The sequence below is a fragment of the Aminobacter sp. GW821-FHT11F06 genome, from assembly GCF_058808215.1.
Genome location: NZ_JBXARL010000013.1, coordinates 56,872 through 82,827, shown reverse-complemented (window position 1 = coordinate 82,827; position 25,956 = coordinate 56,872). Strand labels below are relative to the sequence as shown.

Here is a 25,956-nt window from a genome sequence, read left to right as displayed (position 1 = left end):
CAGGCTTTGCCGGCATCGGAAATCGGGGTTGCGCTCGACCTCGCCAAATCATAAAAGCGACATTGGATCACTGTAATCCAGGGCCCGCGCCCTCAGCGCCTTCCGCTAGGGAACCACGCGACGAGCGATGGCCCGACTCGCAAAAGAGATGAGATTTCAGTGATCGCGACGAGATTCGCAGGCGCGGCCCGTGGCGGGGTAGCGACTGCGTGAGAAAAACGGCCGGACACTCATTCCGCGCCGGCTCTGTAAGAGCAAAGTAGCTGGTCCGGATTCCCGGGCTTAGATTTGAAACAAGGTTCCGCAAGGTCACGCATTGGCCACTGACGCAATCATGGACAGGTCCGCAGGTAACCGCGCCATCACGGCAGCGGGCGGCTCCGTCATGGCGTTTTGGCTGCGACCGGCGGGCGCAAAATCATCCGGCACCCCTTCATCAGCAAACTCACGGCGGCGGACGAGTTCCCGCAAGCCGCGGCTGACGGCTGCCGGGAGGACAAACAATGCCCAACAAGATGCTGATAGACGCCTCCCACCCGGAGGAAACACGGGTTGTCGTAGTTCGCGGTAACCGTATTGAAGAATTTGATTTCGAATCACAGGACAAAAAGCAGCTCAAAGGAAACATCTACCTCGCCCGCGTAACGCGGGTTGAGCCGTCCCTTCAGGCCGCCTTTGTCGAGTATGGCGGGAACCGTCACGGTTTCCTCGCATTCAGCGAAATCCATCCCGACTACTACCAGATCCCGGTTGCCGATCGGCAGGCGCTGCTGCGCGCCGAGGCGGAAGAAGCCGAGGACGAAGAAGACGAAGAAAACGAAGGCGACGATAGCAAGAGCCAGGATCGCAACCGTGGACGCCGCAGGCGCCGCGGCGGCAAGAATCGCGGCCGCGACGAAAACAAGCCCGAAGGCTCTTCCGAAGACGACGGTGACGCATCGTCGGATGACGAAGGCGAATCGGTCGCGGCCAGCAACGGCGCTGATACAAACGCTGGCGACTCGACGGCTGAAGCTGCCGATGAAAACCGTGATGCCGCATCGGATGAGCGCGAGCAGACCTCGATCGCCGCATCCGTCGATGCCGATGTCGTATCCGAAAAGGCGCCCGAGCCGACCGTCACCGAGAATGAAAACGGCGGCGTGATCGAAGAAGTGCATTCAGCCCATAACGACGATCACGAGATCGAGTCGGTCGGCGCTGAAGATGCGCTTGAAGAAGTGCGCAACCGCCGCAAGCCGGTTCGCCGCCACTACAAGATCCAGGAAGTCATCAAGCGCCGCCAGATCCTTCTGGTCCAGGTGGTCAAGGAAGAGCGCGGCAACAAGGGCGCTGCACTGACGACCTATCTGTCGCTCGCCGGCCGCTATTCCGTGCTGATGCCCAACACAGCACGTGGCGGTGGCATTTCGCGCAAGATCACCAACGCCCAGGACCGCAAGCGCCTGAAGGAAGTCGTTGCCGATCTCGAAGTGCCGAAGGGCATGGGCGTCATCCTGCGCACGGCAGGTGAAAGCCGCACCAAGGCAGAGATCAAGCGCGACTACGAATATCTGATGCGCCTGTGGGAGAACGTCCGCAGCCTGACGCTGCAGTCGACGGCACCCGCGCTGGTCTATGAGGAAGGCAGCCTGATCAAGCGATCGGTGCGCGACCTCTACAACAAGGACATCGACGAGGTTCTCGTTGCCGGCGAAGACGGCTACCGCGAGGCCAAGGACTTCATGCGCATGCTGATGCCCAGCCATGCCAAGGTCGTCCAGCCGTATCGCGACATCACCCCGATCTTCGTGCGCAGCGGCATCGAATCGCAGCTCGAGCGGATGGTCCAGCCGCAGGTGACGCTGAAGTCAGGTGGCTACATCATCATCAACCAGACCGAAGCGCTGGTTGCCATCGACGTCAACTCCGGGCGCTCCACCAAGGAGCACTCGATCGAGGAGACAGCCCTTCACACCAACCTTGAAGCAGCCGAAGAAGTTGCGCGCCAGCTCAGGCTACGCGATCTCGCCGGCCTGATCGTCATCGACTTCATCGACATGGAGGAGAACCGCAACAACCGCGCGGTCGAAAAGAAGCTCAAGGATTGCCTGAAAAACGATCGCGCCCGCATCCAGGTCGGCCGGATCTCGCATTTCGGCCTGATGGAGATGTCGCGCCAGCGCATTCGCGCCAGCGTGCTCGAATCGACGATGAAGCCCTGCCCGCATTGCGGCGGCACCGGCCATGTGCGTTCGGACTCCTCGGTTGGGCTGCAGGTCGTTCGCGCCATCGAAGAGTTCCTGCTCAAGGACTCGCGCAGCCACATCACGGTCAAGACGCCGATGGTGACCGCGCTCTACGTGCTCAACCACAAGCGCTCGACGCTGGTCGATCTCGAGGCCCGCTTCGGTGTGACGATCACACTTGAGGCAGACGACAGCGTCGGTTCGCAGAACCATGCCATCTTCCGCGGCGCCATTGCCGAGAAGCCGGCGAACTTCGCCCTGCCCGTGCAGACACCGGCTTATGAAGAGCCCGACGACATCGAAGACGAGATCGTCGAAGAGGAAGAAGAAGAGATCGTCGTTGCCGAGGCACGGCCAGCCCAAGCGCCGCAGCCTGCTGCGGCCGAAGGCGAGCAGCACGACCGCAAGCGCCGCAAGCGCCGGCGTCGTCGGGGCGGCCGCGATCGCGAGCATGCGGCGCCACAGGATGGTGAGGCCGTTGCTGGCGTGGCCAGCGAGTCCGAGGATGGCGAGGCCGACATCGCCGTCGACGCAGCTGTTTCCGAGGACGCCGGTGAAGCCGTGGCCCTGGACGCAGCCGACGATGCTGCCGCCAAGAAACGCCGGCGCGGCAAGCGCGGCGGCAAGCGCAGCCGCAAGGACGACGAAGAGCAGTCGACCGAGGGCGACGAACAGGTCGCATCCGACGACGCGACTGTCGCCGAAACCAGCGTAAGCGAAGTGGTGGCGGTTGAAGCCTCCACCGCAGAGCCTGAGGCTGTCGTCGAAGCCAAGCCGAAAAAGGCTCCGCGCCGTTCGGCCAAGGCCAAGAAGGCTGAAGCTGAGGCCGAAACGGTCGAAGCTCCCGCCGCCGAGATCGTTGCAGAAGCTGTGGCGCCCGAGGCCGAAGCCAAGCCTGAGAAAAAGGCTGCCAAGCCGCGCGCGCCGCGCCGCAAGGCTGCTGCTGCTCCGGCCGAGGACGACGTCGTCTCCGAAGAGCCGGCAGCGCCTGTAGCGCCCGCCACCCCCGTCGTCACATCCGTGGTCGAAGCCGAGGCGGCAGTCTCGACCGAGACCAAGCCGAAAAAAGGCGGCTGGTGGCAGCGCAAGGGTTTCTTTTGATAAGCTAATATAAATGGCCCCGCCCAGCGACTTGCTGGTCGGGGTCACTGTTTTTTGAGATTATTTTGCTTGCTGTCCGACACCATTTGCACCGATATACGGCGCAGCGAATGCATAGATTCATACTTTGCTTTAATACTGCGCGGAGAGACGGTCGATGACGAATGACAGCAAGATCGACATCCTAGGACTGACTGCCCATATCGTCAGCGCCTATGTTGAAAACAACAAGGTTCCTGCCACCGGCCTGCCGGAGTTGATTGCCAGCATCAACGCGTCGATCCTGTCGCTTGACCAACCCACCGAAGCGCCGGCCGAAGCCCAGCTGCCTGCCGTGAACCCGAAGCGCTCGGTTCTTCCCGACTACATCATCTGCCTGGAGGATGGGAAGAAGTTCAAGTCGCTGAAGCGCCATCTCTCGGTCCACTTCGGACTGACGCCCGAGGAATACCGCACCAAGTGGGGCTTGCCGGCCGATTACCCGATGGTTGCGCCGAATTATGCCGCCGCTCGTTCGGAACTGGCCAAGTCGCTTGGCCTCGGCCGCAAGGCAGGCACTACCTCTACCAAGGCAGCCACTGCGCCCGCCAAGGCACGCGGCCGCGCCAAGAAGGCCTGATTTCTGGAATTTCAACAACGCGCTTCGGGACATCCCGGAGCGCGTTTTTTATTGTGCGGCGACGACATCCGCCGAATAGCGCATTTCACGCATGGGGCGTACGCGCTGGGTCGTCCGGTCATAGAGCGGATGGGCCTTGTAGGCGGCCAGCGCTGCCTGGTCGGTAAACTCGGCGTAGACGACGATGTCGATCTCGTCCGAATACGGATCGACCTTCGTATTGACTGTCACTTCGAAGACCGTGGAATGCGGAATGCCGCCAAGCGCCGACAATTCCTCACGAATCATCTCGACGTCCTGTTTCTGGCGCGCACTGAAGAACACGATGTGCCGGATCAAGCCGCGACTCCTTTTGCTGCTTTCGCTGGCGCCTTTTGGGTCGGCTTTTGATCCGCGTCAATCTGCCAAAAAGCAGCGGCGCGATTCGCGCATCAGCACTTTCAGCCGGTAATCATCCGCACGATGCGGTGCGTTTCCCGGACCGTCGTGCCGATGGCGTTGCCATGGTTGTAGAGAACGTCCCAGATGAGGAACAAGGTTCCGCACATTATCACGACCACATAGCGCAACGCCTGCCCTCCCCAACTGGCTGCGGAAGCCTGAAACTCCGCGGCTCGCCTCAGTCTTGCTGACGTAAATTAGTATCCCGCAATATTTAACAATCTCGCATTTCGCTTTCGCAGCGCATCTCGCCCCGGCTGGAAGTTTCGTCTGGCATATCAGCGTTTGACAGATGTCACTTGAAGTTAGTGATTTTGGCGGTGAAGATCACAATTGGAATTCACCGCAGCACGCGGAAGTCTTGGCAGCCCCAGGCCAAGTCCTTCGCAAACTGACCGGAGATGCAGCGGCGGCGCATCTTCAGCCAGGCGCGGCAGCGGTGCAAAAGCTAGGAGCAACGGGCCCGACACGCCGTACCGGGCAAGAACTTGGGACGTCGACATGGCCCAGCGGAATTTGGACGGTTCTACGAATCATGGCGTGACGAGGCTTCACGAGGGCAACGTCGCGGAATTTGCCAGGGGCTTGCCGGCGCGCGTGCGCATGGCGCTGTCGGCAGCACTTCATCTGCCGCGCGGTTCGCTCAAGGTGAAGATGCCCGACGGACGCAGCATTCTTGTCGGTGGCAAGGCGCCGGGACCGGATGCGGAGATCGTGCTGCACAATTGGAAGCTGCCCTCGCGCGCCTTCAGCGGCGGCACCATCGGGGTTGCTGAATCCTACATCGACGGTGATTGGGAAAGCCCCGACGTCACCAGCTTCCTCGAACTGTTCGTGATCAACACCGAGGCGGGGGAAGGTGTTGCCGGCGGCACCAACTGGCTGCTCACCACCATCCAGCGCATTCGCCACTGGCTCAACGAGAACACCCGCACCGGATCTCAGCGCAACATTTCCGCCCATTACGACCTCGGCAATGCCTTCTACAGCCAATGGCTCGACCCGAGCATGACTTATTCGTCGGGGCTCTACGCAACGGGTGCCAACGACCTGGCGGGCGCCCAGACGGAGAAGTACCGGGCGTTGGCGCGTGACACCGGCATCGGCCCCAACGACCATGTGCTCGAAATTGGCTGCGGCTGGGGCGGTTTCGCCGAGTTTGCGGCACGCGAGATCGGCTGCAAGGTGACGGGGCTGACAATCAGCCGCGAGCAGTTCGATTTCGCCCAAAAGCGCATCTACAATGCAGGGCTTTCCGACAAGGTCGAATTCAAGCTGCAGGATTATCGCGACGAGACCGGCAGCTATGACCGCATCGCCTCGATCGAGATGTTCGAGGCGGTGGGTGAACGATACTGGCCGGCCTTTTTTGCCAAGATGAAACAGTGCCTGCCTTCGGGCGGCACGGCGGGCCTGCAGATCATCACCATCAACGAGGCGGCCTATCCGCTCTACCGCAAGCGCCCCGACTTCATCCAGCGCTACGTCTTTCCCGGCGGCATGTTGCCGACGCCGACACTGCTCAAGTCGCTGGGCGCCGAGCACGGCCTCGACTATCTGCGCGAGCGTGTCTTCCCGCAGGATTATGCCCGTACACTCGCCGAATGGCGCGGCCGTTTCTGGTCGTCATGGGAACGCATCGTGCCGCTCGGCTTCGACGAGCGCTTCAAGAAACTCTGGGAGTTTTACCTCCATTATTGCGAAGCTGGGTTCCGCGCCGAATATATCGACGTGCGCCAGGTGGTCTACAAGGCCTGAACTTCATCCGCCTGCTTCAGTGAGCACGTTTTCTTGCGGTTTCATTCGCAAGACAATTTGGCGACGTATTTCGGTCGTGAAAACGCCCGATCTGTCTTCAGTATAACTTCGTGGGTGAGGCCTCGGAGCGATCAAGACATGCGCAAGCGCAGCATTTTCCTCCTCTCTACTCTGGCGGCCGCCGGAGCGATCTATCTCAACAACACGTCGCTGCTTTCCAACCGGCCTGCCGGCGAGCCGGTACTGCGCGCGCACCGCGGGCTTGCACAGGAGTATGACCGGAACGGACTGACCGGCGACACATGTACAGCCGAGCGGATGCTGCCACCTAGGCACGACTATCTGGAAAACACCGTCCGCTCCATGGAAGCAGCCTTTGTCATGGGTGCAGACGTGCTTGAGCTCGACGTGCACCCCACCACCGACGGCAAGTTCGCCGTCTTCCACGACTGGACAGTGGATTGCCGCACCGAAGGCAGCGGCGAGACGCGCGACCATACGATGACGGAGCTCAAGAATCTTGACGTCGGCCACGGCTATACCGCCGATGGCGGAAAGACATTTCCGTTCCGCGGCAAGGGCGTCGGGCTGATGCCGACGCTCGACGAGGTTCTGACACGCTTTCCCGACAAAAGCTTCCATATCAACGTCAAGAGCAACGACACCAAGGAAGGCGAATCGCTGGCAGCCTTTCTGTCGGCCTTGCCGGCAGAGCGCCTGTCAGCCCTCACTGTCGTTGGCGGCGACAAGCCGGTGCAAGCGGTCAACAAGGCCCTGCCCGCGATGCGAACGCAGTCCAAGCAATCGTTGATGCGCTGCCTGCTGCGATATGAAGGATTGGGCTGGAGCGGCTATGTGCCCGAAGACTGTCGCGGCACCACGTTGTTTGTCCCGCTCAACATCGCACCCTGGCTTTGGGGCTGGCCGAACCGCTTCCTCGACCGGATGGATGCCGTGGGAACCAATGTCTTTCTCCTCGGACCCTACAATGGCGGCGGCTTTTCCGATGGCATCGACGATCCTGCGGTCATCGATGCGCTGCCTGCAGGCTATTCCGGCGGCATATCCACCGACGCGCTCGATCTGGTTGCGCCGGCGATTGAGCGTCGCCTCCACTGACTTGAGCCAAAAGAAAGGGCGGCAGGATCGCTCCAGCCGCCCTCGTGCCTCGTTGAAAGCTCAAAGTGTGATGCGGTATTTCGCAAAACCCTCGGCGCCATCGCCCGCCGGCTCGATCTTGACCGCCTTGACCTCTGCTATGTGATCCTTGGCCTTTGGACCGGTCTCGAAGATCACCGATGCGCCCTCAACCGGGGCAAACGACCAGTTGGCATCGGCGGTCGGGTTGATCGTGCCCTGATCGACAATGTAGCGCACGATCACGTCGCGGTTTGTATCGGGTGCTTCGAACACCAGCTTGGAGGCGTTGATCTCGGGGAAGTTGCCACCGCCACCAGCCCGGTAATTGTTCGTTGCAACGACGAACTTCGCCGCCGGATCGATTGGCTTGCCCTCGAACATCAGGTCGACGATGCGGTTCGAGCTCGCGTTCAGCACGGCGCCCTTGGGGTCGTATTTCGGCGGTTGCGCCAGATCGATCTTGTAGGTCACCCCGTCGATGACGTCGAAATTGTAGGACGGGAAATCGAGATTGATCAGCGCCTGGTCGGCCTTGCCGGGCTCGACCTTGTTGAAGATGCCGGCCGACATCTCCAGCCATTCCTTGACCTGCGCGCCAGTGATCGCCACCGCCTGCACCGTATTGGGGTAGAGATAAAGATCGGCGACGTTCTTGATCGCCACGGCACCCGCCGGAACGTCGGTGTAGTAATCCGGACCGCCGCGCCCACCCGACTTGAAGGGAGCCGCAGCCGAAAGCACAGGCAGATCCTTGTACTCCGTGTCCTTGAGCATGTCCTTGATGTACCAGATCTGCGCCTGGCTCACGATCTGCACCGACGGATCGTCGGCAACGAGCGCGAAATAGGAGTAGAGCGGCGCCGAGGTCTTGCCGACCGGAGTGCGGACATAAGCGAGCGTCGCCTCGTGCTCCTCCTTGGCGGCCGCCTCGACCTCGGGCTTGCTCTCGACAGTCGGCACCACCTTCTTGTCGACGCGCTTGGAGATCGGACGCGCCTCGCTGGTCGAGCTGATGACCTTCCAGGCATTGCCGTCGCGCTCGAGCAGCAGGTCGATCAGGCCGAGATGCGAGCCCCAGAAGCCTCCCATCACGCCCGGCTTGCCGTTGATCGTGCCCTTCGCGTTGTCGACACCGTCGACCTTGTCGAATTTCGGCCCGGGGAAGTCGAGATGGCTGTGGCCGGTGACGATCGCGTCGATGCCATCGACCCCGGCAAGCAGAATGGAGGCGTTTTCAAGGTTTTCCGCAGCTTGCGGCGTGCCCATGCCGGAATGCGAGAGCGCAATGACGATATCGGCGCCCTGTTCCCTGATCTGCGGCACCCAGGCTTGAGCTGCCTTGACGATGTCGCGGGTCATCGCCTTGCCATGCAGGTGCCTGGAATCCCAGGTCATCACCTGCGGCGGCACGAAACCGATCAGACCGATGCGGATCGGATGTTCGGCACCCGAGCCATCCTTCACTTGTCTGTCGAGGATCACGTAAGGCTTGAGAAACAGCTCGTCCTTGGTCGCGTCGGCGGCCAGTCCGCCCTTGGTCAAATTGGAGCAGACGACCGGGAAATTGGCGCCGTTGAGCACCTTGAACATGTAGTCGAGCCCGTAATTGAACTCGTGGTTGCCGAGCGTCGAGCAATCATAGCCCAGCGTGTTCATCGCCTTGATGATCGGGTGGACGTCGCCGTCCTTCATGCCGCGCTGATAGGCCATGTAGTCGCCCATCGGGTTGCCCTGCAGGAAGTCGCCATTGTCGACCAGGATCGAGTTGGTAGCTTCAGTGCGGATGGCGTCGATGATCGAGGCTGTGCGGGCAACACCCATCGTGTCGTTCGGCTTGTCGGCGTAATAATCATAGGGAAAGACGTGCACGTGCAGGTCGGTGGTTTCCATGATGCGCAGATGGGCCTGATTGGCCTGGGCGCGCGCCGAAAACGGGTGCAGCATCACAAGCGCACTCGCCGCGGCCGATCCGGCAAGAAAGGAACGACGAGACATAGGGTGAACCATGTTGGACATTTTCATTCTCCAGGAAATGAACTGACAGTATTTAGCCGGCGTCCCAAAGATCAAATGTCGCGCCAAAATCCGCGCGAGTCCAGCCGACTCGCATGACAGCCGCGCGACAGCCTGTGGGCAAAGAATTGGTCCAGGCGCTTTGCGACCTGTTCGGCCAGCGCGATGTCGCCCGTTGACCACAGGCAGCCAGCATGCAGGACTAGACTTGACGGTGCTCGAAACCTCAAAAAAGGTGCGACATGGGCGATCTCGACGACGAAGAACCCGCGCAATACGCCTCGCCGCCGTGTTTCATGCATGAGCTTGATCCGGAATTCCGCGCGGCACCCGCGCCGGAATGGCCGGAAGTCAGGCGCTGGCGCAAGGCCGAGCGCGCAAGGCTGATCGAAGCCCGCCTCGCCATCCCCGCCGACGCACGCACCGCCATGGCCGGCCTGATCGCGCAAGGGCTCGACCAGGCCATCGGCGATGTGGCGGGCAAGATGGTCAGTCTGTACTGGCCGTTCCGCGGCGAGCCGGACGTGCGGCCATGGCTGGCATCGGTCAACGCGCGAGACGGCAAGTCGGCGCTGCCTATCGCGATCGAACTGGGACGACCACTGATCTTCCGCGCCTACGCACCAGGCGACAAGCTCGAACGAGGCGTGTGGAACATACCAGTCCCGGTCGCCGGCCCCGAAGTGATCCCGGATATCGTCATCGCCCCGCTCGTTGGCTTCGACGCTACCGGCTACAGGCTCGGCTATGGCGGTGGTTTCTTCGACCGAACCCTTGCCGCGCTGCCGAAAAAGGCCCTGGTCATCGGCATAGGCTACGAGATCGCGCGTATTCCGACGATCTTTCCGCAGCCGCACGACATTCCAATGGACAAAATCGTTACCGAGGCAGGCATCATCCGCTGAAGCCGCGCCTTCGGGCAGTCAGAGCAGATCCGGCCGTATCCCCATGACCGTGCGATCGACAATCTCGCGCAGGGCGAATGAGGAGTTGATCTTGGTGACGTGCGGCATCGCCGAGAGCCATTCCTTGTGGATACGCTCGTAGTCGGGCAGGTCGCGCGCGGCGATGCGCAGGATATAGTCGTACTCACCCGACATGAGATGGCAAGACAGGATGTTGGGGCAGCGCTTCACCGCGACCTCGAAATCCGAAAGCGTCTTTTCGAACTGCCCCGACAGCGAGATATGCACGATCACCGTCATCTGGTGACCGAGTGCAGCGTTCGAAAGCCTGGCGTGATAGCCGCTGATGATGCCCGACTTTTCGAGATTGTCGAGGCGACGTGAACAGGCCGATTGCGACAGCCCGATCTTTTCGGCCAGCGCCGCGTTGGGCATCCGCCCATCCTTCTGAAGCGCGTCCAGAATAGCGATATCGATCCTGTCCAACGGCATTCTTCGAATTTCCTTCGACAATACAGAGGATGCACGCAAAAATTATCGATCAACCTGAGGTAGCGCAACCTTTTTCGCAAACATATTCGGAACGATTCGTGATTGACTTCGTCATTAGGGAAGAAGGCCGAAATGGCTGCGGAGGAGCAGGAAAATGCGTGTAGGTTGCCCCAAGGAAATCAAGAATCATGAATACCGCGTCGGGCTGACGCCCGGCTCGGTTCGCGAATATGTCGCCCACGGCCATGACGTGCTTGTCGAGACCGGTGCCGGTGCCGGGATCGGTGCCGATGACAACGCCTATCGCGCGGCGGGCGCCCAGATCGCCAAGACCGCCGAAGAGGTGTTCACCCGCTCCGACATGATCGTCAAGGTCAAGGAGCCGCAGCCCAATGAATGGGCGCAGTTGCGCGAAGGCCAGATCCTCTACACCTACCTGCATCTCGCCCCTGATCCGGAGCAGACCAAGGGGCTGCTTGCCTCGGGTGTGACCGCTGTCGCTTATGAAACCGTGACCGACGAGCGCGGTGGCCTGCCTCTGCTGGCTCCGATGTCGGAAGTGGCCGGCCGGCTGGCAATCCAGGCGGGCGCCACGGCGTTGCAGAAGGCCTATGGCGGCCGTGGCGTGCTGCTTGGCGGCGTGGCGGGCGTGCTGCCGGGCAAGGTCGCGGTCATCGGCGGCGGTGTCGTTGGCCTGCATGCTGCACGGATGGCAGCCGGCCTCGGCGCCGATGTATCCATCATCGACCGCTCGATCCCGCGCCTGCGCCAGCTCGACGACCTTTTCGCCGGACGCGTGCACACACGCTACTCGACGGTTGAGGCACTTGAGGAAGAGTGCTTCTCAGCCGACCTCATCATCGGTGCCGTGCTCATTCCAGGTGCGGCCGCACCCAAGCTGGTCAGCCGCGAAATGCTGTCGGGCATGAAGAAAGGTGCGGTGCTTGTCGATGTCGCCATCGACCAGGGCGGCTGTTTCGAGACCTCGCATGCGACGACCCATGCCGACCCGACCTACGAAGTCGACGGCATCATCCACTATTGCGTCGCCAATATGCCAGGTGCCGTGCCGGTGACTTCGGCCCATGCGCTCAACAACGCCACGCTGCATTACGGTCTGGCGCTGGCCGACCGGGGCCTCAAGGCGCTCGCCGACGAGCCACATCTGCGCAACGGGCTCAACGTGCATCGCGGCCGCATCACCAATCGCGCCGTCGCTGAGGCCCTTGGTTATGAGATGACAGAAGCCAAGTCCGCGCTGGCGGCTTGAGCTTTCTGTATCAAGGAAGGAGCCCGCCTCAGCGATGCGGCGGGCTTCTCCTTAAGTCGTCGGCAGTTCAGCAGATTTCCAGCACCCGTTGACAGAACCCTGAGTGAAGCCGGCTCATCAGTTCCAGCATGAGTGTGACATTTTAGCTGCATCGCAGTTTACCCAGACATGCCAAACAGGCCGCATTGGTAGTGGGGCAGTAATTATGAAATTTGGTAAGACTTTTGCGGCGCTTTTGCTGGGCGCGGCGTCGATGCTTGCGATCTCTTCGGCATCATATGCAGCGGACGCAGTAGCAACGGAAGTGCCGGTCGCTTCCGGTTTCAACTGGAGCGGCATCTATGTAGGCTTCGGCGGTGGCGTCGGTGCAGTCAAGCACGGCCTTGAGATCGCCAATCCCAACGGCCCCGAAAGAATCGGCATGCCGGATCTCGGCGGCGGCGGCTTCTTTGGAGAAGTGACGGCCGGCTACGACTACATGGTATCGGAACGCTTCCTGCTGGGCGCCTTGGTTGATGGTCGTTTTGGCAACATTGGACTTTCGCTAGAATCGTCGGATGGCGCATTGGACGCCTCGCTCGACAACAATTACGGTTTTGATGTCGCTGCACGCGCTGGCTATTTGCTGACCTCCAATACGCTGGGCTACGTGCTCGGCGGCTACACGTGGCAGCATTTCAAGCTCGACGGAACATTGGTCGGCACACCGATCAAGTTTGAAGACGACCGTAGCGGCTACGTGCTTGGCCTGGGCATGGAAACAGCGGTCAGCGGCAACTGGACCGTCAAGAGCGAGTATCGTTACGCCAACTATGGCAATGACACGGTAGCCGACCTTGGAGGGGCTCTCCTCAACATCGAGCCGTCAACGCATACGTTCCACGTCGGCGCGAATTACCGCTTCGGTGGCCAGAACGGCACTGGTGCGTCGATTGCCGCGCCGGCCTACAGCTGGACGGGCTTTTACGTCGGCGGCGCGCTCGGCGCGGGCGCGATCACCGACGAAATCAATCTGGGTGGCGGAATGGCAACCCTCGACGGCTTCGGTGGCGACGGCGCCTTCGGCGAATTGAGCGTGGGCTATGACCACGAGTTCAATGGTATCTGGGTTGCCGGTCTGCAGATCGACGGCCGTTATTCCGGCATGACGACCCAACTGGCCGACGATCTGGCGTTCGGCGGCGCAAGATACGAAGCCAAGGCCGACTACGGCTTCGATGTTCTGGCCCGTGTTGGCGCAAAGCTCAACGAGTCGACCCTCGCCTATGTGCTCGGCGGCTATAGCTGGCAGCATGTCGAGGAAGAGATCACGTTTGCCGATATGTCCGACCGCAGGGATTGGAGTGTTGGCGGCTTCTCGGTTGGCGGCGGCCTCGAAACGGCTGTGACCAACAACGTGGCAGTCAATCTCGAATACCGCTATTCGCAGTATGAGGGCCAGGACTATGACAGCGGTGGTTTCTGGGAGACTGTGCCCGCGTTTCATACTGTACGTGTAGGCGCGAAGTACAAGTTCAACTAAATTCAACTAAAACCGTTTCAGGCAAAATGCCAAAGCCCGTCGCAGCGATGCGACGGGCTTATACATTGCGAGGCTGGAGCATCGGTTATGATGCTCCAGCCTCGTTTGTCATTGGGGTGATTGCAACACCTTGCTGACGCTGCGCAAAGCGGTTGGTCCTCGCGGGCCTGAACTTTCGTTCGTAAAAAAGCAGAACCCTTTGCGCATTTCGAGGTTTTGTCGAACCGTTGAGAGAGCTTCGCGCTCGCGTATAAGGGGGACTTGCCTCGTGACCTATACTAGCCGTTTTGTCGGCATCGACATATCGAAATCGTCTTTTGACATCTGCATCCTGCCGGAACGACAGGTGGCGACCTTTGCCAATACGGCAGCTGGCATTGCCGACTTCATTGCTCTCATGGCCGATCTCGTAGGGATCGAGCGCCTCGTCCTGGAGCCGACCGGCGGCGATGAGCGCGGCGTGGTGGACGCACTGCTGGCCGCGCAACTGCCTGTCGCCAAGGTGAATGCCAAGCAGGTCAGGCAGTTTGCTCGCGCCTGCGGCCAGCTCTCCAAGACCGACAGGATCGACGCCTTCGTGCTGGCCGACTACGGCCGGCGCATGCAAACAAAGGTTCTGGCGCCATCTTCGCCAGAACAGGCGGCGCTGGTCGATCTGGTGTCGCGCTACAGGCAACTGTCGCACATGATCGTGCAGGAGAAGAACCGCCGTGAGAAGTTGACACGTCAGGCCGATGACAGGGCGCGGGCATGGATCGAGGAGAGCCTGCATTTCCTGCTGGCGCAGCGCCAGTCGGTCGTCGATGCGATGACGGCCTGCCTCAAGGCGGATGCAGACCTCAACAGCAGGGCCGAGGTGCTGATGTCCCTCAAGGGCGTCGGCATGAAAACGGCCTGTTTCCTGATGGCCGGCCTGCCGGAACTGGGGCTGATGGACAAGGGACAGATCGCCAAGCTGGTCGGCGTCGCGCCGCTCAACCGCGACAGCGGCCTGATGCGCGGCAAGAGGATGATCGCCGGGGGGCGAAAGCCCGTGCGAGACGCCCTCTATATCGCAGCCCTGCCGGCAATCCGCTTCGATCCGGACATGAAGGCGCTCTTCCAACGGCTCAAGGCAAAGGGAAAGCCGGGAAAGGTCGCCCTCGTCGCCGTCATGCGCAAGATGATCGTCATTCTCAACGCAAGAATGCGCGATCATAGAGCAACAGCGCTTGACGCCTAACACCGTTGCTTTTTCGTTGGTATCCCAGCCGGTTTCCCAACGGCTTGCGCCCAGTTACTCGTCCCGTTCGATCCGGCACTGGTAGCAATTGTTCTTTGCCGAACGCATGTGCACGTAGGCCACATCCGGCCGCTTGAGCAGCATCGCAGCCCAGCCAACAATCTCCGGCGTCAGCGTCACCGCACCAGTGCCGTAGACAATGCGGTCGTCCGCACTGTAGCCGCGCAGGATATAGTCCTTTGTCCTGCTGAAGAGTTCCGGCAGATCGCCGGTCTCCTCAGCGCGCGCACATTGTTCGGCATGCAGGAAGATCGGCCCGGTTTCGGCATAAGGCTGGAGTTCCGGGAACGGACGATAGGCGAGCACGAGGTAAGGCTCGCCTGCTGCGACATTGGTCAGGCAATGGCGGCACGGCACGCCAACGCCGTCCGAGATCTTGCGCTCGGGTGTCATGCCGTAGGCGTCCGGGGCGCCACGCTGAAGGGCCCGCACGGTATCGGTGGGAAGTGCCAGAAAACGAATGGTCATAGCGGCAATCCTGGTTGATCGATTGCCGCAAACTATGGCGAGCACACGCGCCCGCCCACCCGATTTCCAACATCGGCAATTTCTCGCCGAACGGGCAGAAAAAAGCCCGGCTCTCGCAAACCGGGCTGCATAGATATCGAAGCGATTAGACTCTCACCGGATGAAGGCGTCGTAGCGGCGCAGCGTCACGCGGCGATTGCGCCAGTTCTCGTTCTGGGTCGGCACGAGCAGGAACTCTTCGCCATAGCCGACAGTCTCCAGCGCATAGCGCGGAATGTTGAACTGGCGCACCAGCGTCTGCTTGAGCGACGCCGCGCGACGCTCCGACAGCGCCTGATTGGCAGAGAACGACCCGACCGCGTCGGTATGGCCCTCGATCAGCACCCGCGCGCCGGGATCGCGGCGCAGGATGCGGTCCAGCGCGTTGGCGATGTTTTCCACCTTGCCATATTGCGAATAAGGCACCTCGGCCGAGCCGAAGGCGAAGTTGATCGACTGGATGTCGATGGACGGCGCCATGCGGCGCAGGTCGGGCCGGCGCTTGAATTCGCGCACGGTGACGCGCTGGTTAGGCTGGAGCCTCGTTGTCGGCGCGGCCTGGAGCTGGCGCTCGATCTGCGACGCCGAAGGCGTCGTCGCTTGCGCTGCTGCGTAAGACGGTGCGGCAAGCACGGCGATCAGCGCGGCGGCAAGCATACGGCGGTTCAACATCTTCATTCTCCTTGCATATTTCGACCTTCCGGTCGGACGTGATGCAGCGGAAAATGCCAGACCCAAGCTGAAGAAGCGATGAACGGGCGGTTCAGCTCGGGTTGTGTGTGATCAAGGTCGCATCACGCTTGCCGAGCGCTCGGCGAAGGTCATCGTCCGCACCGTCTCCATCTTCTGCGCCACAGGCGAGAAGCCCATCTTCTGATAGAGCGGCAAGGCCGCCGGATGGTCGAGCGTGCAGGTCTGCACCGTCACCTTGTGCGGCTGGTAGGACCATGCGGCGGCGATCGCCGCGCCGAGGAACCAGCGCCCGATCCCCTGCCCCATGGCATGATCCATCATGCCGAAATAGGCGAGTTCGACCTCATCTGGCAGATGCGGCTTGATGTCCATGAACCCGGCCGGCGCCCCATCGAGATAAAGCACCCTGATGTCGCGGTCTTCGCGGTGCAGGCCAGCGGCGAGTTCCTCATCGTCGAGCCTGAGGATGTTGACCCAATGCCATTTGCGGCCGACACGGTCGGCGAGATAGCGATAATAATGCAGCGGAATGTCGCGGGTCTTGAGCAGCGCTATCTGGCGATTGACCGGCAGCGGCGGCGTGTAGGCCGGCGGTGCGTGCATCTCCAGAAAGGTGACCGTAACCTCGATATCTTTGCTGCGATCCGCGACCATATTCATGCTTTCCCCGTCACCACCGGGGTGTCGGACAAGCCGCCCCATTCCGTCCACGAGCCGTCATAGAGCCTGACGTCGCCATGGCCGAGCGATTGCAAGGCAAGGGCGATGACGGCGGCGGTCACGCCTGAGCCGCACGACGTGACGACGGGCTTAGACATGTCGATCCCAGCCGCCTCGATCGTCGCTTTCAGACGATCGAGCGGCAACAGCTCGCCGTTCTCAGACAGCGTTCCAGAGGGCACGTTGCGGGCGCCGGGCATGTGGCCCGAACGCAAGCCTGCGCGCGGTTCCGGATCGGTGCCCTCGAAACGCCCGGCGGAACGCGCGTCGGCGATCTGCGCGCTACCGGTGTCGACGACCTTCCGCATCTCGGCGAGCGAAACGACCTTCGAGGCATCGTAGTCGACATGGAACACGTTGGCGGCGGTCTTGGTCGGCTCAGAGGTCACCGGCCGGCCGGCAGCCTTCCAGCGGTCGAAGCCGCCATCGAGTATGTAGACCTGGAACACGCCCATGATGCGGAACATCCACCACACGCGGGGTGCCGACGAGAAACCTGGCCCGTCATAGATCACGATGGTGTCGTCGGCCGAAATCCCCATCGAACCGGCAAAGCGCGCGAACAAAGAAGGTGACGGCAAGGTGTGCGGCAAAGTCGAATCCGGATCGACGACCTGGTCCTGGTCGAAGAACACCGCACCGGGAATGTGGGCAGCATCGTACTCGGCGCGTGCGTCGCGCTTGAGTGCGGGCATGTACCAGGAGGCGTCGACAATCGACAGCCCGGGCGTGCCCAGCCGCTTTTCCAGCCAATCCGCATCGATGACGAAGGCGCTTTTCTCGCTCATGGCAATTTCTCCGGGTTCAATTAGCGGGCATCGCGCCGAAGCGGATGCGGAAGCGGCGGTTCTCGCGCCCCTTCTTTTCGATCTTGCCGATATGGATCTCGCCGATTTCGGCCGTGCCGGCGACATGGGTTCCGCCGCAGGGCTGGCTGTCGACCGAGCCATTGTCACCGATGCAGACCAGCCTGATCTTGCCGGTGCCTGAAGGCGGACGCACGTTCTTCGACTTCACCAGGGTCGGATTTGCGGCGAGCTCGTCGTCGGAAATCCAGCGCGTGTAGATCGGATGGTTGGCGCGGACGAGTTCCATCAGCTGTGCTGTCACATCCTCCTTGGTGAAGCCAGCATCAGGCAGATCGAAATCAACGCGCGAATCGTCCTCGCTGACCGAAGCCCCGGTGATCGGGTATGGGCAGACGACGGTCAGCAGATGGCAGGCAGCATGCATGCGCATCAAAAGATGCCGGCGCGGCCAGTCGATCGCAAGCTTCAGCCGCTCGCCGATTTCAGGCATTGCCTGATCCAGCGCCGGCACATGGATGATCTCGTCCTTGCTCTCGCCGGTGATTGTGGCGGCAACGGCGATGCGGCTGCCATCATCGCGCATCAAGGCGCCGGTATCGCCGGGCTGTCCGCCCGACGTCGCATAAAAGATCGTCCGGTCAAGGATGATGCCGCCACGCTCGTTGACCCCAACGACATTGGCCTCCGTCTCGCGCAGATAAGAATCATCGCGAAAAACCGCCTCGGTGGAAAACGCCATCACGCCACCTGCTCGAACGGAACCGAAATCCTGGGCTCGCGCTCCATCCAATCGGGCACAGGCAGGCTCTTGCCGCGCAGGAACTCCGGATTGAACAGCTTGGACTGATAGCGCGTGCCAAAATCGGCAAGCACAGTCACGATGGTGTGGCCGGGGCCAAGCTGGCGCGCGAGCCGTATCGCGCCGGCAATGTTGATGCCCGTCGAGCCGCCGACGCAGATGCCCTCTTCCTGGATCAGCCCGAAGACGATCGGCAGCGCCTCCTCGTCCGGAATCTGGTAGGAAAAGTCAGGCGTGAAACCATCCAGATTGGCGGTGATGCGGCCCTGGCCGATGCCTTCGGTGATCGAGCTGCCCTCGGCTTTGAGCTCGCCTGTGGTGTAGTAGCTGTAGAGTGCAGCACCCAAGGGATCGGCAAGCGCGATCTTGACGGCGCCGCTCTTCGCCTTCAGCCCCATCGCCACGCCGGCCAATGTCCCGCCGGTACCGACCGCCGACACGAAACCGTCAACCTTGCCGCTGGTCTGCTGCCAAATCTCTTCAGCCGTGGTGCGGATGTGGCCGTCGCGGTTGGCGATGTTGTCGAACTGGTTGGCCCAGATGGCACCGTTCGGTTCGGACTTGGCCAATTGCTCGGCGAGACGGCCGGAAACCTTCACATAATTGTTCGGGTTCTTGTAAGGGACGGCCGGAACCTCGATCAGTTCGGCGCCTAATAGCCTGAGCGCGTCTTTCTTTTCCTGGCTCTGGGTGTCGGGAATGACGATCACCGTGCGATAGCCGAGCGCCTTCGCGACCACGGTCAGGCCGATGCCGGTGTTGCCGGCCGTGCCTTCGACGATGACGCCGCCTGGCCGGAGCAGGCCACGCTTTTCAGCGTCGCGGATGATGAACAGGCCGGCACGATCCTTGACCGACTGGCCGGGGTTCATGAACTCGGCCTTGCCGAGTATCTCGCAGCCGGTTTCCTCCGAAGCCCGCTTGAGCCGGATGAGAGGCGTGTTGCCGATGGCATCGATCACCGAGCGCATGAAGATTCCTTCCTAATTCGCCTGAGAACCCTAGAAATGTGAGGCGGCGCTTTCAAGGGATGAAATTCTCTGGACCAGTCGCATCCGGGCGTCAACGCGCACAAGCCTCCACGCGGCTCTTCCTAAAACAGCCTTTCCATATGAATGGGGCATCGCTAGAGCTACATGAGAAAGCACCGCTGAGGGGTTTGACGTGAGCACATACCGGGCCGACCCAGAACATGGGGTCGCGTGGATTACAGGCGGCAGTACCGGTATCGGCCGCAGCGTGGCCCGCATGCTGGCGCGCGAGGGCTACACCGTCGCCGTCACCGTCCGCCCAGACGATCCGATCGACTCGCTGATTGAAGAGACCAAGGACTTGAAGGGGCGCGTACTGTCGTTCCCTTCCGATGTCACCGACGAAGCAGGCATGACGGCTGCTGTCGCTGCCATCGAGGCACAGGCCGGCCCCATCGTGCTCGCCATCTTCAATGCCGGTGCCTACGTGCCGGTGACGGGCGAGAACCTGCGCATCGGCGCCTTCCGCCAGAGCTTTGAAGTCAACGTCTTCGGCGTCATCAACGGACTGGTGCCCGTCATCGAGCGCATGCGCAATCGCGGCCGTGGCCATGTCGTGTTCATGGGCTCGATCAGCAGCTATTTCGGCTGGCCAACGACTGCTGCCTATGGCGCCACCAAGGCAGCGGTCAACATCATGGCCGAAGCGCTGAAGTTCGACTTCGACAAGATGAACATCCGCACCCAGGTGATGAACCCCGGCTTCATCGACACGCCGCTGACCGAGAAAAGCGCGTTCTGCATGCCTGCGATGATGCCGGTCGAGGTCGCGGCGGCACGCATCTGCAAGGCGATACGCAAAAGCGGTTTTGAGGTCACCTTCCCGCGCCGCCTGACTTGGGCCATGAAACTGCTGTTCCTGCTGCCGCGCCCGCTGCGCGAAAAAGCATTGCGTTTGGCCACGCGATGGAAGGCCGAACCCCTGATCTATCTCAGGCGCTCAAGCTTCGACTGACCCTCGGGCCAGTTTGGCCCTGATGGCGCGATTGCCAGCGTCGCCATTCCGGCCATCGGTGCCAAAAAATGAAAGGGCGGCCGAAGCATCGCTCCGACCGCCCTAACCTGTTCATGCCATGTCAGCAAATGGACCGAGCCGGCCCGATCTGCCGCACAGATTACGCTGCGCGCGTGTTCGGCTTGCCGCCGCCAAAGCGGCGCTTGCCGCCCTTGGGTGCTGCGCCGTTCGGACGATCGCCCTTGGGCTTGCCGCCATTGTTGCCACGCGGGCGCTGACCGCTGGGCCGGCGTTCTTCGCGGTCGCCACGGTCGTTGGCCGGCACAAAGTTGCGCTCACCAGCCGGACGAGCCGGATCCGGCTCGCCAAGATGGTCGGCATCGATCGTCAGCTTCATGCGGATGATACGCTCGACCGCCCGCAGCTTGGAGTTTTCCGAGGGATCGACCAACGTGACAGCGATACCATCAGCGCCGTTGCGGCCGGTACGCCCGATGCGGTGAACGTAGCTCTCCGCTTCGTCAGGCAGGTCGAAATTCACGACATGGCTGATTCCGGGCACGTCGATACCGCGCGCTGCGATGTCGGTGGCAACGAGGATACGGACCTTGCCGGCACGGAAGCCGTTAAGCGCGGCCTGACGCGCGTTCTGCGACTTGTTGCCGTGGATGACGGCGGCGGGAAAGCCGTCGCGGTCCAGATCCTTCACGACACGGTCAGCACCATGCTTGGTGCGGGCAAAGACCAGCACCGAGGTCATGGCTTCATCGGCCAGCATCTTCGCCAAAATCTGACGCTTCTGCTTGGTGCGGGCAAGAATGACGCTCTGGCGAATTTCAGCCGCGGTCGTGCCCTGCGGCGCAACCTCGACACGAATCGGATCCTTGAGCAGGCCTTTCGCCAGTTCGGCGATCTCGGTGGGCATGGTTGCCGAAAACAGCGCAGTCTGACGGTTGCGCGCGGTCGCCTTGGCGATGCGCTTGACGTCGTTGATGAAGCCCATGTCGAGCATGCGGTCGGCCTCGTCGAGGACCAGCCACTGGGTGTCGGCCAACACAAGGTCGCCCTCGCGGACGAGATCGGTCAGGCGGCCCGGCGTGGCAATCAGTACGTCGACGCCCGGAGCGATCTTCTTGACCTGCGAAAAGCGCGACACGCCGCCAAGCACAAGTGCTGTCGAGATATGCGCGCCCTTGGCGAGGATCTTGATGGTGTCTTCGATCTGCACCGCGAGTTCACGCGTCGGCGCAAGGATCAGCGCACGCGCCGTCTTGGGCCGGCGCTTGGTGCCAAGCGCAACGATCTTGGCCAGGATCGGCAGCGAAAACGCTGCGGTCTTGCCCGAACCGGTCTGGGCGATGCCGAGGATGTCGCGTCCTGCCAGCTGAGCCGGAATGGATTCGACCTGGATCGGCTTGGGCTCGGTGTAGCCCGCAAGCTGGGTAGCCTTGAGCAGAGCGCCGGTGATGCCGAGTTTGGCGAAGCCGGTCAGCTCCGCATTGATTTCATTCGTCAATATCATCTTCTTTCGTGTGGCTTTCCGCCACAAACAACATTGGCGGCAGGGCGCAACCTGCCGGCCTAAATCTCTCGTGAAACGACAAGGCGGCGGACGACCGTCCGCTCGGCTGCGCTGTCGTGCCCGCTGGCCTCATGCCGCGGGTCTATTTCGCCGCTTTCCGTTGCCGGAAAGGGTGAAAACAGACGCAACCAGTCTCTCTTAGGAGAAAGCCGTAAGCCCGGCTCAAGCGCCTATACCGCCGCATATGGATGATTTGGCAACAAATAGCAAGCCCACCATGTTGCAATGCAACATGGCAAATCGAACATCCTGGTATCGATCTGCGTCAGGCGGTACCGACAACCTCGTTGAAAGTGTCCAGATCGACATAGAATATCCTGGTGATCGCAATGATCAGCTCGTCCCCCCAATAGCCGTGCGATTTCAATATGCTGACTGCGGTGAGTATGTCGACCGGTTCGGTCAGACGCCTCTTCATGCTTTCCTCGACAAACTGTTCCATCAGGCTGTCCCTTCGTCCGATTGCCCATACGCAATGAACACAGACCAGAACGTCCAATCAGAAGTATGGATCGCAGCTTGCGCGGAACTTGCCGGCGCGGCCGGCGATTCCATTCTTTGATCGGGATGACACGGGAAAAGCGGCCGACTCACAAGGCCGCGGCAATGGTAACACGAGCGCAGGGCCGCGCTAGCGCCGGGTCACATCCCTCTCGGCCGCCGCCGAAGGCAAGCCGGTCACGACATCGAGCGCGAGACGCACCATGCCGGAAAACAACGCCTGTCGCTCGGCCGGATCAGTCTGCTCGCCAGTCACCAGACTGTCGACGACGGTACAGATCGATAGTGCCTTTGCACGAAAGCGGGCGGCGACCGTGTAGAGAGCGTTAGTCTCCATGTCGACCGCCAGCGCGCCATGCGCCCGCACCCCGGCAAATCGCCCGAGCACATCAGGATGGTAGAACACGTCGCTGGAAGCTGTCTGGCCGACATGATGATCGAGATCCAGTTCGACGGCGCGCTGCGCCGCGCGCCGCAGCAACTCGAAATCAGCGCTCGGCGCATAGTCATAGACGCCGAAAACCTGGCGATTGATGGCACTGTCGCTGCTAGAGGATTGCGAGATGACCAGGCTGCGCAGCTTGACGTGTTCGGCCAGGCCACCGCAGGTGCCGACACGGATCAGCGTCTTTACGCCGTACGTCTCAAGCAATTCATGCGCATAGACGGCAAGCGACGGCGCACCTATTCCGGTCGTCTGCACGCTTACCGGTACACCGCGGAATCTGCCGGTGTAGCCAAGCGCACCTCGCAGCCGGTTCACGCATCTGGCGTCTTCAAGGAAGGTGGCGGCAATCCATTCCGCACGCTGAGGGTCGCCGGGCAAAAGAATGGCCTCGGCGTAGTCGCCTCGTTTTGCTTCGTTGTGCGGCGTTGTCTGCATATGTCCACCCCGACGACGCGCTTGCCGGCATGATGGCATCATAAATGCCTGCGGGAAAGCGGTTCAAATGGTCGGGCAGACCTGCGCGAAGCCTAACCGCGCAGCCTTTAGCTTTCAAGCACCTCTTTGACGACCGTTGCCAGCTGCTTGAGCGAGAACGGCTTGGGCAGGAAGCCGAATTGCGCATCCGCCGGCAGGTTCCTGGCAAAGGCATCTTCGGCATATCCGGAAACGAAGACGAACTTGATATCCGGCTGGCGCTTGCGCAGCTCACCGAGCAGCGTCGGCCCATCCATCTCGGGCATCACCACGTCGGAAACAACGATGTCGATCTGGCCTTGAAGTTCGTCGAATATCTCGAGCGCCTCGACGCCCGACGATGCCTCGTGAACGGTGTAGCCGCGCGAGGTCAGCGCCCTGACGCCACCCATGCGTACAGCATCCTCGTCTTCGACCAAAAGCACGGTCGCCGAACCGGAAAGATCCTTGGCGACATTGCTCGGCGCGGCTTCCGATTTGGCCAGCGCTGCTGCCTCGGCGCCAGCTTTGGCTTCTTCCACCGACTGTGGCTTCACGACATGCCGCGGCAGGAAGATGCGGAATACGGTGCCCTTGCCGACTTCGGAGTCGCAATAGATGAAGCCGCCGGTCTGCTTGATGATGCCGTAGACCATCGACAGGCCAAGACCAGTGCCCTTGCCGACTTCCTTGGTGGTGAAGAATGGTTCGAATATCTTCTTCAAGACCTCGGGCGCGATGCCGCTGCCTGTATCTTCGACCTCTATCACCACATAGTCGGCTGCCACCAGCTCGCGATAACCATAGGCCTTGCACTCTTCGACCGGCACGTTCTTGGTGCGCACCACCAGGTCACCGCCGGCAGGCATCGCATCGCGCGCATTGACCGCGAGATTGACCACGACCTGTTCAAGCTGGCCGATATCGGCACGGACGGGCCACAGATCGCGGCCATGGTCAACCTTGAGCTTGATGCCGTTGCCGACAAGGCGCGCCAGAAGCGTACGCAGATCGGCGAGAACATCGGTGAGGTTGAGCACCTCCGGGCGCAGCGTCTGCTTGCGCGAGAACGCCAGAAGCTGCCTGACCAGCGAGGCGGCGCGGTTGGCGTTCTGCTTGATGTTCATAATGTCGGGGAAAGACGGATCCGACGGTCGGTGATTGGTCAGCAAAAGGTCCGATGCCATGATGATGGCGGTCAGCACATTGTTGAAGTCGTGCGCGATGCCACCTGCAAGCTGACCCACCGCCTGCATCTTCTGGCTCTGCGCCATCTGGTTTTCGAGCGCCTTCTGCTCGGTCGTCTCGACAGCGTAGACGATCGCCGCTTCCTCGGCGCCCTCGGCATCCGAACCGTCGGCCACCGCATTGACGTAGAAGCGCATGTGGCGCTCCTCATTGTCGGGCATCACAGTGTCGATGGGGGCGATGTCGGCCTGGCGCAGGTGTGCTTTTTCGAGTGCAGCGGCAAAGGCCGCACGATCGCGGTCATGGATGACCGTGTCGAGGCGCACCTTGCGATCGACGGCGTCGCGATCGACGACCGACGAGAACAGCGACAGGAACGGCGCGTTGGTGCGCAGGATGCGGCCGTTGTGATCGACACCGGCAATCGCCATCGGCGTCGAGTTGAAGAAGCGCGTGAAGCGCACTTCCGAAGCACGCAGCTGCGCCGACGAATCCTCGCCCTGGGTGCGGTTGAGCACAATGGTGCGCGTCGGGCCGTTGACGCCTTCGCGGCTGGCCGAGACACGGTGCATGAAACGGACAGGCAAAGCCTCTCCATTCACCGTTGCGAGATCGAGATCGATCACCGCATTGCGCGTCGTACCCGGGTCGGCCTTGACCGAACGGACAAGCGCCATGCCATCGCCGGCGACGACCTCGTCGAGGCTGATGGCGCCAGGTGTAAAGCTTGCAAGGTCGATGCCAAGCCATTCAGCCAGAGTCGCGTTGACATAGGTGATGCGGCCATCCTGGTCGGCCGAGAAGAATCCAGCCGGCGCGTGATCGAGATGGTCGATGGCCTGCTGGAGGTCGAGGAAGAAACGCTCCTGCTCCGCTCTCTCGGGCGAAATATCGGCAAGTTGCCAAGCATTTAGCGGCTGACGCTGCGCTGGTACGTTGAAAGCGCGTGCCCGCACCCGATACCAGCGCGCGCCGGGCGCTGCGCCTGGCCGGACGGATTGCGCAAGGCGGAACTCGCCGTCGCCCGCCTGGCCGTCACGTAAACCGGACGCCAGCTGCGAAATTGTCGACGATGCCTCGGTCACATCCGAGAGCAACCCTTCGACCGTCTTCAGGTCCGAAGCCGTCGTGGCGCCGGTCATGTCGGCATAGGCGCGGTTGGCGTAGACCACCCGGCCCTTGGCGTCGGTCACGACAAGGCCTTGCGACATGGAATCGACAAAGGCCTTGGACAGGCCGTCGGAAGGCGAGCGCGGGGAAATCTGGACGAAGCCGATCGCGGTGGCGAAAAGGTAGCCGACGCCGATCATGGCGAGAACGCCAAGCATGCCCATCAGGAACGGGTCACCAAGGCGCTCGCGGAAGATTCCGAAGACGATGGCCGCGCCGGTCAAGACGACGATGAAGATGATCAGCCGGGTGATGGCATCGGGGCGCGCTGCCTGATCCACGATGGGAACCGGATAAAAGTCGTTGCGCGTTTCTTTGGCCATGCCCCT

General features: G+C 61.5%; 23 protein-coding genes. 9 read left to right on the top strand and 14 right to left on the bottom strand.

All coding sequences use genetic code 11. The features are described from left to right. Positions 1–503 precede the first annotated feature (503 nt). Positions 504–3,329: an Rne/Rng family ribonuclease gene (locus AC1RTB_RS24565; protein ID WP_492881787.1), complete on the top strand. Its 2,826-nt coding sequence runs from the start codon at positions 504–506 to the stop codon at positions 3,327–3,329. 157 nt (positions 3,330–3,486) lie between these two features. Next, a complete protein-coding gene (locus AC1RTB_RS24560; protein WP_492881786.1) occupies positions 3,487–3,948 on the top strand; it encodes a Ros/MucR family transcriptional regulator in 462 nt (153 codons plus the stop codon). A gap of 48 nt (positions 3,949–3,996) precedes the next feature. Here the strand turns inward: AC1RTB_RS24560 and AC1RTB_RS24555 are convergent, their stop codons facing one another. Together AC1RTB_RS24555 and AC1RTB_RS24550 are read right to left on the bottom strand one after the other, a co-directional pair. Continuing rightward, the gene (locus tag AC1RTB_RS24555; RefSeq protein WP_492881785.1) at positions 3,997–4,287 is read right to left on the bottom strand and encodes a Dabb family protein; all 291 of its coding nucleotides are present in this window, start codon (positions 4,285–4,287) and stop codon (positions 3,997–3,999) included. A 101-nt stretch (positions 4,288–4,388) separates the two neighbouring features. Further along, on the bottom strand, positions 4,389–4,517 hold the full coding sequence (locus tag AC1RTB_RS24550) for a hypothetical protein (RefSeq protein WP_492943847.1): 129 nt from the start codon (positions 4,515–4,517) through the stop codon (positions 4,389–4,391). Positions 4,518–4,890: 373 nt separating this feature from the next. Here AC1RTB_RS24550 and AC1RTB_RS24545 point away from each other — a divergent pair, with 373 nt between their 5' ends. Beyond that, positions 4,891–6,147 carry a class I SAM-dependent methyltransferase gene (locus tag AC1RTB_RS24545; RefSeq protein ID WP_492881784.1) on the top strand — a complete coding sequence of 419 codons (1,257 nt, stop codon included), beginning with the start codon at positions 4,891–4,893 and terminating at the stop codon, positions 6,145–6,147. 138 nt (positions 6,148–6,285) lie between these two features. After that, positions 6,286–7,266 (top strand): glycerophosphodiester phosphodiesterase family protein, encoded by a 981-nt coding sequence (locus tag AC1RTB_RS24540; RefSeq protein ID WP_492881783.1) that lies wholly within the window; start codon positions 6,286–6,288, stop codon positions 7,264–7,266. A gap of 60 nt (positions 7,267–7,326) precedes the next feature. Here the strand turns inward: AC1RTB_RS24540 and AC1RTB_RS24535 are convergent, their stop codons facing one another. Then, positions 7,327–9,303 (bottom strand): bifunctional 2',3'-cyclic-nucleotide 2'-phosphodiesterase/3'-nucleotidase, encoded by a 1,977-nt coding sequence (locus AC1RTB_RS24535; protein WP_492881782.1) that lies wholly within the window; start codon positions 9,301–9,303, stop codon positions 7,327–7,329. Between the two features lie 239 nt (positions 9,304–9,542). Here AC1RTB_RS24535 and AC1RTB_RS24530 point away from each other — a divergent pair, with 239 nt between their 5' ends. After that, positions 9,543–10,205 (top strand): 5-formyltetrahydrofolate cyclo-ligase, encoded by a 663-nt coding sequence (locus AC1RTB_RS24530; protein WP_492881781.1) that lies wholly within the window; start codon positions 9,543–9,545, stop codon positions 10,203–10,205. 18 nt (positions 10,206–10,223) lie between these two features. Here the strand turns inward: AC1RTB_RS24530 and AC1RTB_RS24525 are convergent, their stop codons facing one another. Further along, complete coding sequence (locus AC1RTB_RS24525) at positions 10,224–10,697, bottom strand: Lrp/AsnC family transcriptional regulator (RefSeq protein WP_492881780.1); 474 nt, start codon at positions 10,695–10,697, stop codon at positions 10,224–10,226. A 154-nt stretch (positions 10,698–10,851) separates the two neighbouring features. On the opposite strand from AC1RTB_RS24525, the gene ald reads away from it, so the two are divergent. From ald to AC1RTB_RS24510, 3 genes are all read left to right on the top strand, one after another. Continuing rightward, on the top strand, positions 10,852–11,967 hold the full coding sequence (ald, locus tag AC1RTB_RS24520) for an alanine dehydrogenase (protein WP_492881779.1): 1,116 nt from the start codon (positions 10,852–10,854) through the stop codon (positions 11,965–11,967). A 103-nt stretch (positions 11,968–12,070) separates the two neighbouring features. Continuing rightward, the gene (locus AC1RTB_RS24515) at positions 12,071–13,489 is read left to right on the top strand and encodes an outer membrane protein (RefSeq protein WP_492881778.1); all 1,419 of its coding nucleotides are present in this window, start codon (positions 12,071–12,073) and stop codon (positions 13,487–13,489) included. A 268-nt stretch (positions 13,490–13,757) separates the two neighbouring features. Then, positions 13,758–14,711, top strand: a complete 954-nt coding sequence (locus AC1RTB_RS24510) for an IS110 family RNA-guided transposase (RefSeq protein ID WP_492881777.1) — start codon at positions 13,758–13,760, stop codon at positions 14,709–14,711. A 54-nt stretch (positions 14,712–14,765) separates the two neighbouring features. Here AC1RTB_RS24510 and AC1RTB_RS24505 read toward each other — a convergent pair whose 3' ends face one another. The 6 genes from AC1RTB_RS24505 to AC1RTB_RS24480 form a co-directional block, all read right to left on the bottom strand. Continuing rightward, the gene (locus tag AC1RTB_RS24505; RefSeq protein ID WP_492881776.1) at positions 14,766–15,239 is read right to left on the bottom strand and encodes a DUF1203 domain-containing protein; all 474 of its coding nucleotides are present in this window, start codon (positions 15,237–15,239) and stop codon (positions 14,766–14,768) included. A 153-nt stretch (positions 15,240–15,392) separates the two neighbouring features. Beyond that, positions 15,393–15,950: an OmpA family protein gene (locus AC1RTB_RS24500; protein WP_492881775.1), complete on the bottom strand. Its 558-nt coding sequence runs from the start codon at positions 15,948–15,950 to the stop codon at positions 15,393–15,395. Positions 15,951–16,061: 111 nt separating this feature from the next. Continuing rightward, positions 16,062–16,625 carry a GNAT family N-acetyltransferase gene (locus AC1RTB_RS24495; protein ID WP_492881814.1) on the bottom strand — a complete coding sequence of 188 codons (564 nt, stop codon included), beginning with the start codon at positions 16,623–16,625 and terminating at the stop codon, positions 16,062–16,064. Positions 16,626–16,627: 2 nt separating this feature from the next. Beyond that, positions 16,628–17,479, bottom strand: coding sequence for a 3-mercaptopyruvate sulfurtransferase (gene sseA / locus AC1RTB_RS24490; RefSeq protein ID WP_492881774.1), 852 nt, complete (start codon positions 17,477–17,479; stop codon positions 16,628–16,630). 16 nt (positions 17,480–17,495) lie between these two features. Continuing rightward, entirely contained in the window at positions 17,496–18,239 is a 744-nt protein-coding gene (locus AC1RTB_RS24485; protein WP_492881773.1) for an alanyl-tRNA editing protein, read from the bottom strand. After that, complete coding sequence (locus tag AC1RTB_RS24480) at positions 18,239–19,270, bottom strand: cysteine synthase A (protein ID WP_492881772.1); 1,032 nt, start codon at positions 19,268–19,270, stop codon at positions 18,239–18,241. Before AC1RTB_RS24480 ends, AC1RTB_RS24485 begins: the two co-directional genes overlap by 1 nt. 193 nt (positions 19,271–19,463) lie before the next feature. Here AC1RTB_RS24480 and AC1RTB_RS24475 point away from each other — a divergent pair, with 193 nt between their 5' ends. Next, positions 19,464–20,285: an SDR family NAD(P)-dependent oxidoreductase gene (locus AC1RTB_RS24475; RefSeq protein ID WP_492881771.1), complete on the top strand. Its 822-nt coding sequence runs from the start codon at positions 19,464–19,466 to the stop codon at positions 20,283–20,285. 160 nt (positions 20,286–20,445) lie between these two features. Here AC1RTB_RS24475 and AC1RTB_RS24470 read toward each other — a convergent pair whose 3' ends face one another. The 4 genes from AC1RTB_RS24470 to cckA form a co-directional block, all read right to left on the bottom strand. Next, positions 20,446–21,801, bottom strand: coding sequence for a DEAD/DEAH box helicase (locus tag AC1RTB_RS24470; protein WP_492881770.1), 1,356 nt, complete (start codon positions 21,799–21,801; stop codon positions 20,446–20,448). Between the two features lie 331 nt (positions 21,802–22,132). Continuing rightward, positions 22,133–22,309 carry a hypothetical protein gene (locus tag AC1RTB_RS24465; protein WP_214385806.1) on the bottom strand — a complete coding sequence of 59 codons (177 nt, stop codon included), beginning with the start codon at positions 22,307–22,309 and terminating at the stop codon, positions 22,133–22,135. 189 nt (positions 22,310–22,498) lie between these two features. After that, complete coding sequence (deoD, locus tag AC1RTB_RS24460) at positions 22,499–23,251, bottom strand: purine-nucleoside phosphorylase (RefSeq protein WP_492881769.1); 753 nt, start codon at positions 23,249–23,251, stop codon at positions 22,499–22,501. Between the two features lie 107 nt (positions 23,252–23,358). Continuing rightward, on the bottom strand, positions 23,359–25,950 hold the full coding sequence (cckA, locus tag AC1RTB_RS24455) for a cell cycle histidine kinase CckA (RefSeq protein ID WP_492881768.1): 2,592 nt from the start codon (positions 25,948–25,950) through the stop codon (positions 23,359–23,361). Positions 25,951–25,956: the final 6 nt, after the last annotated feature.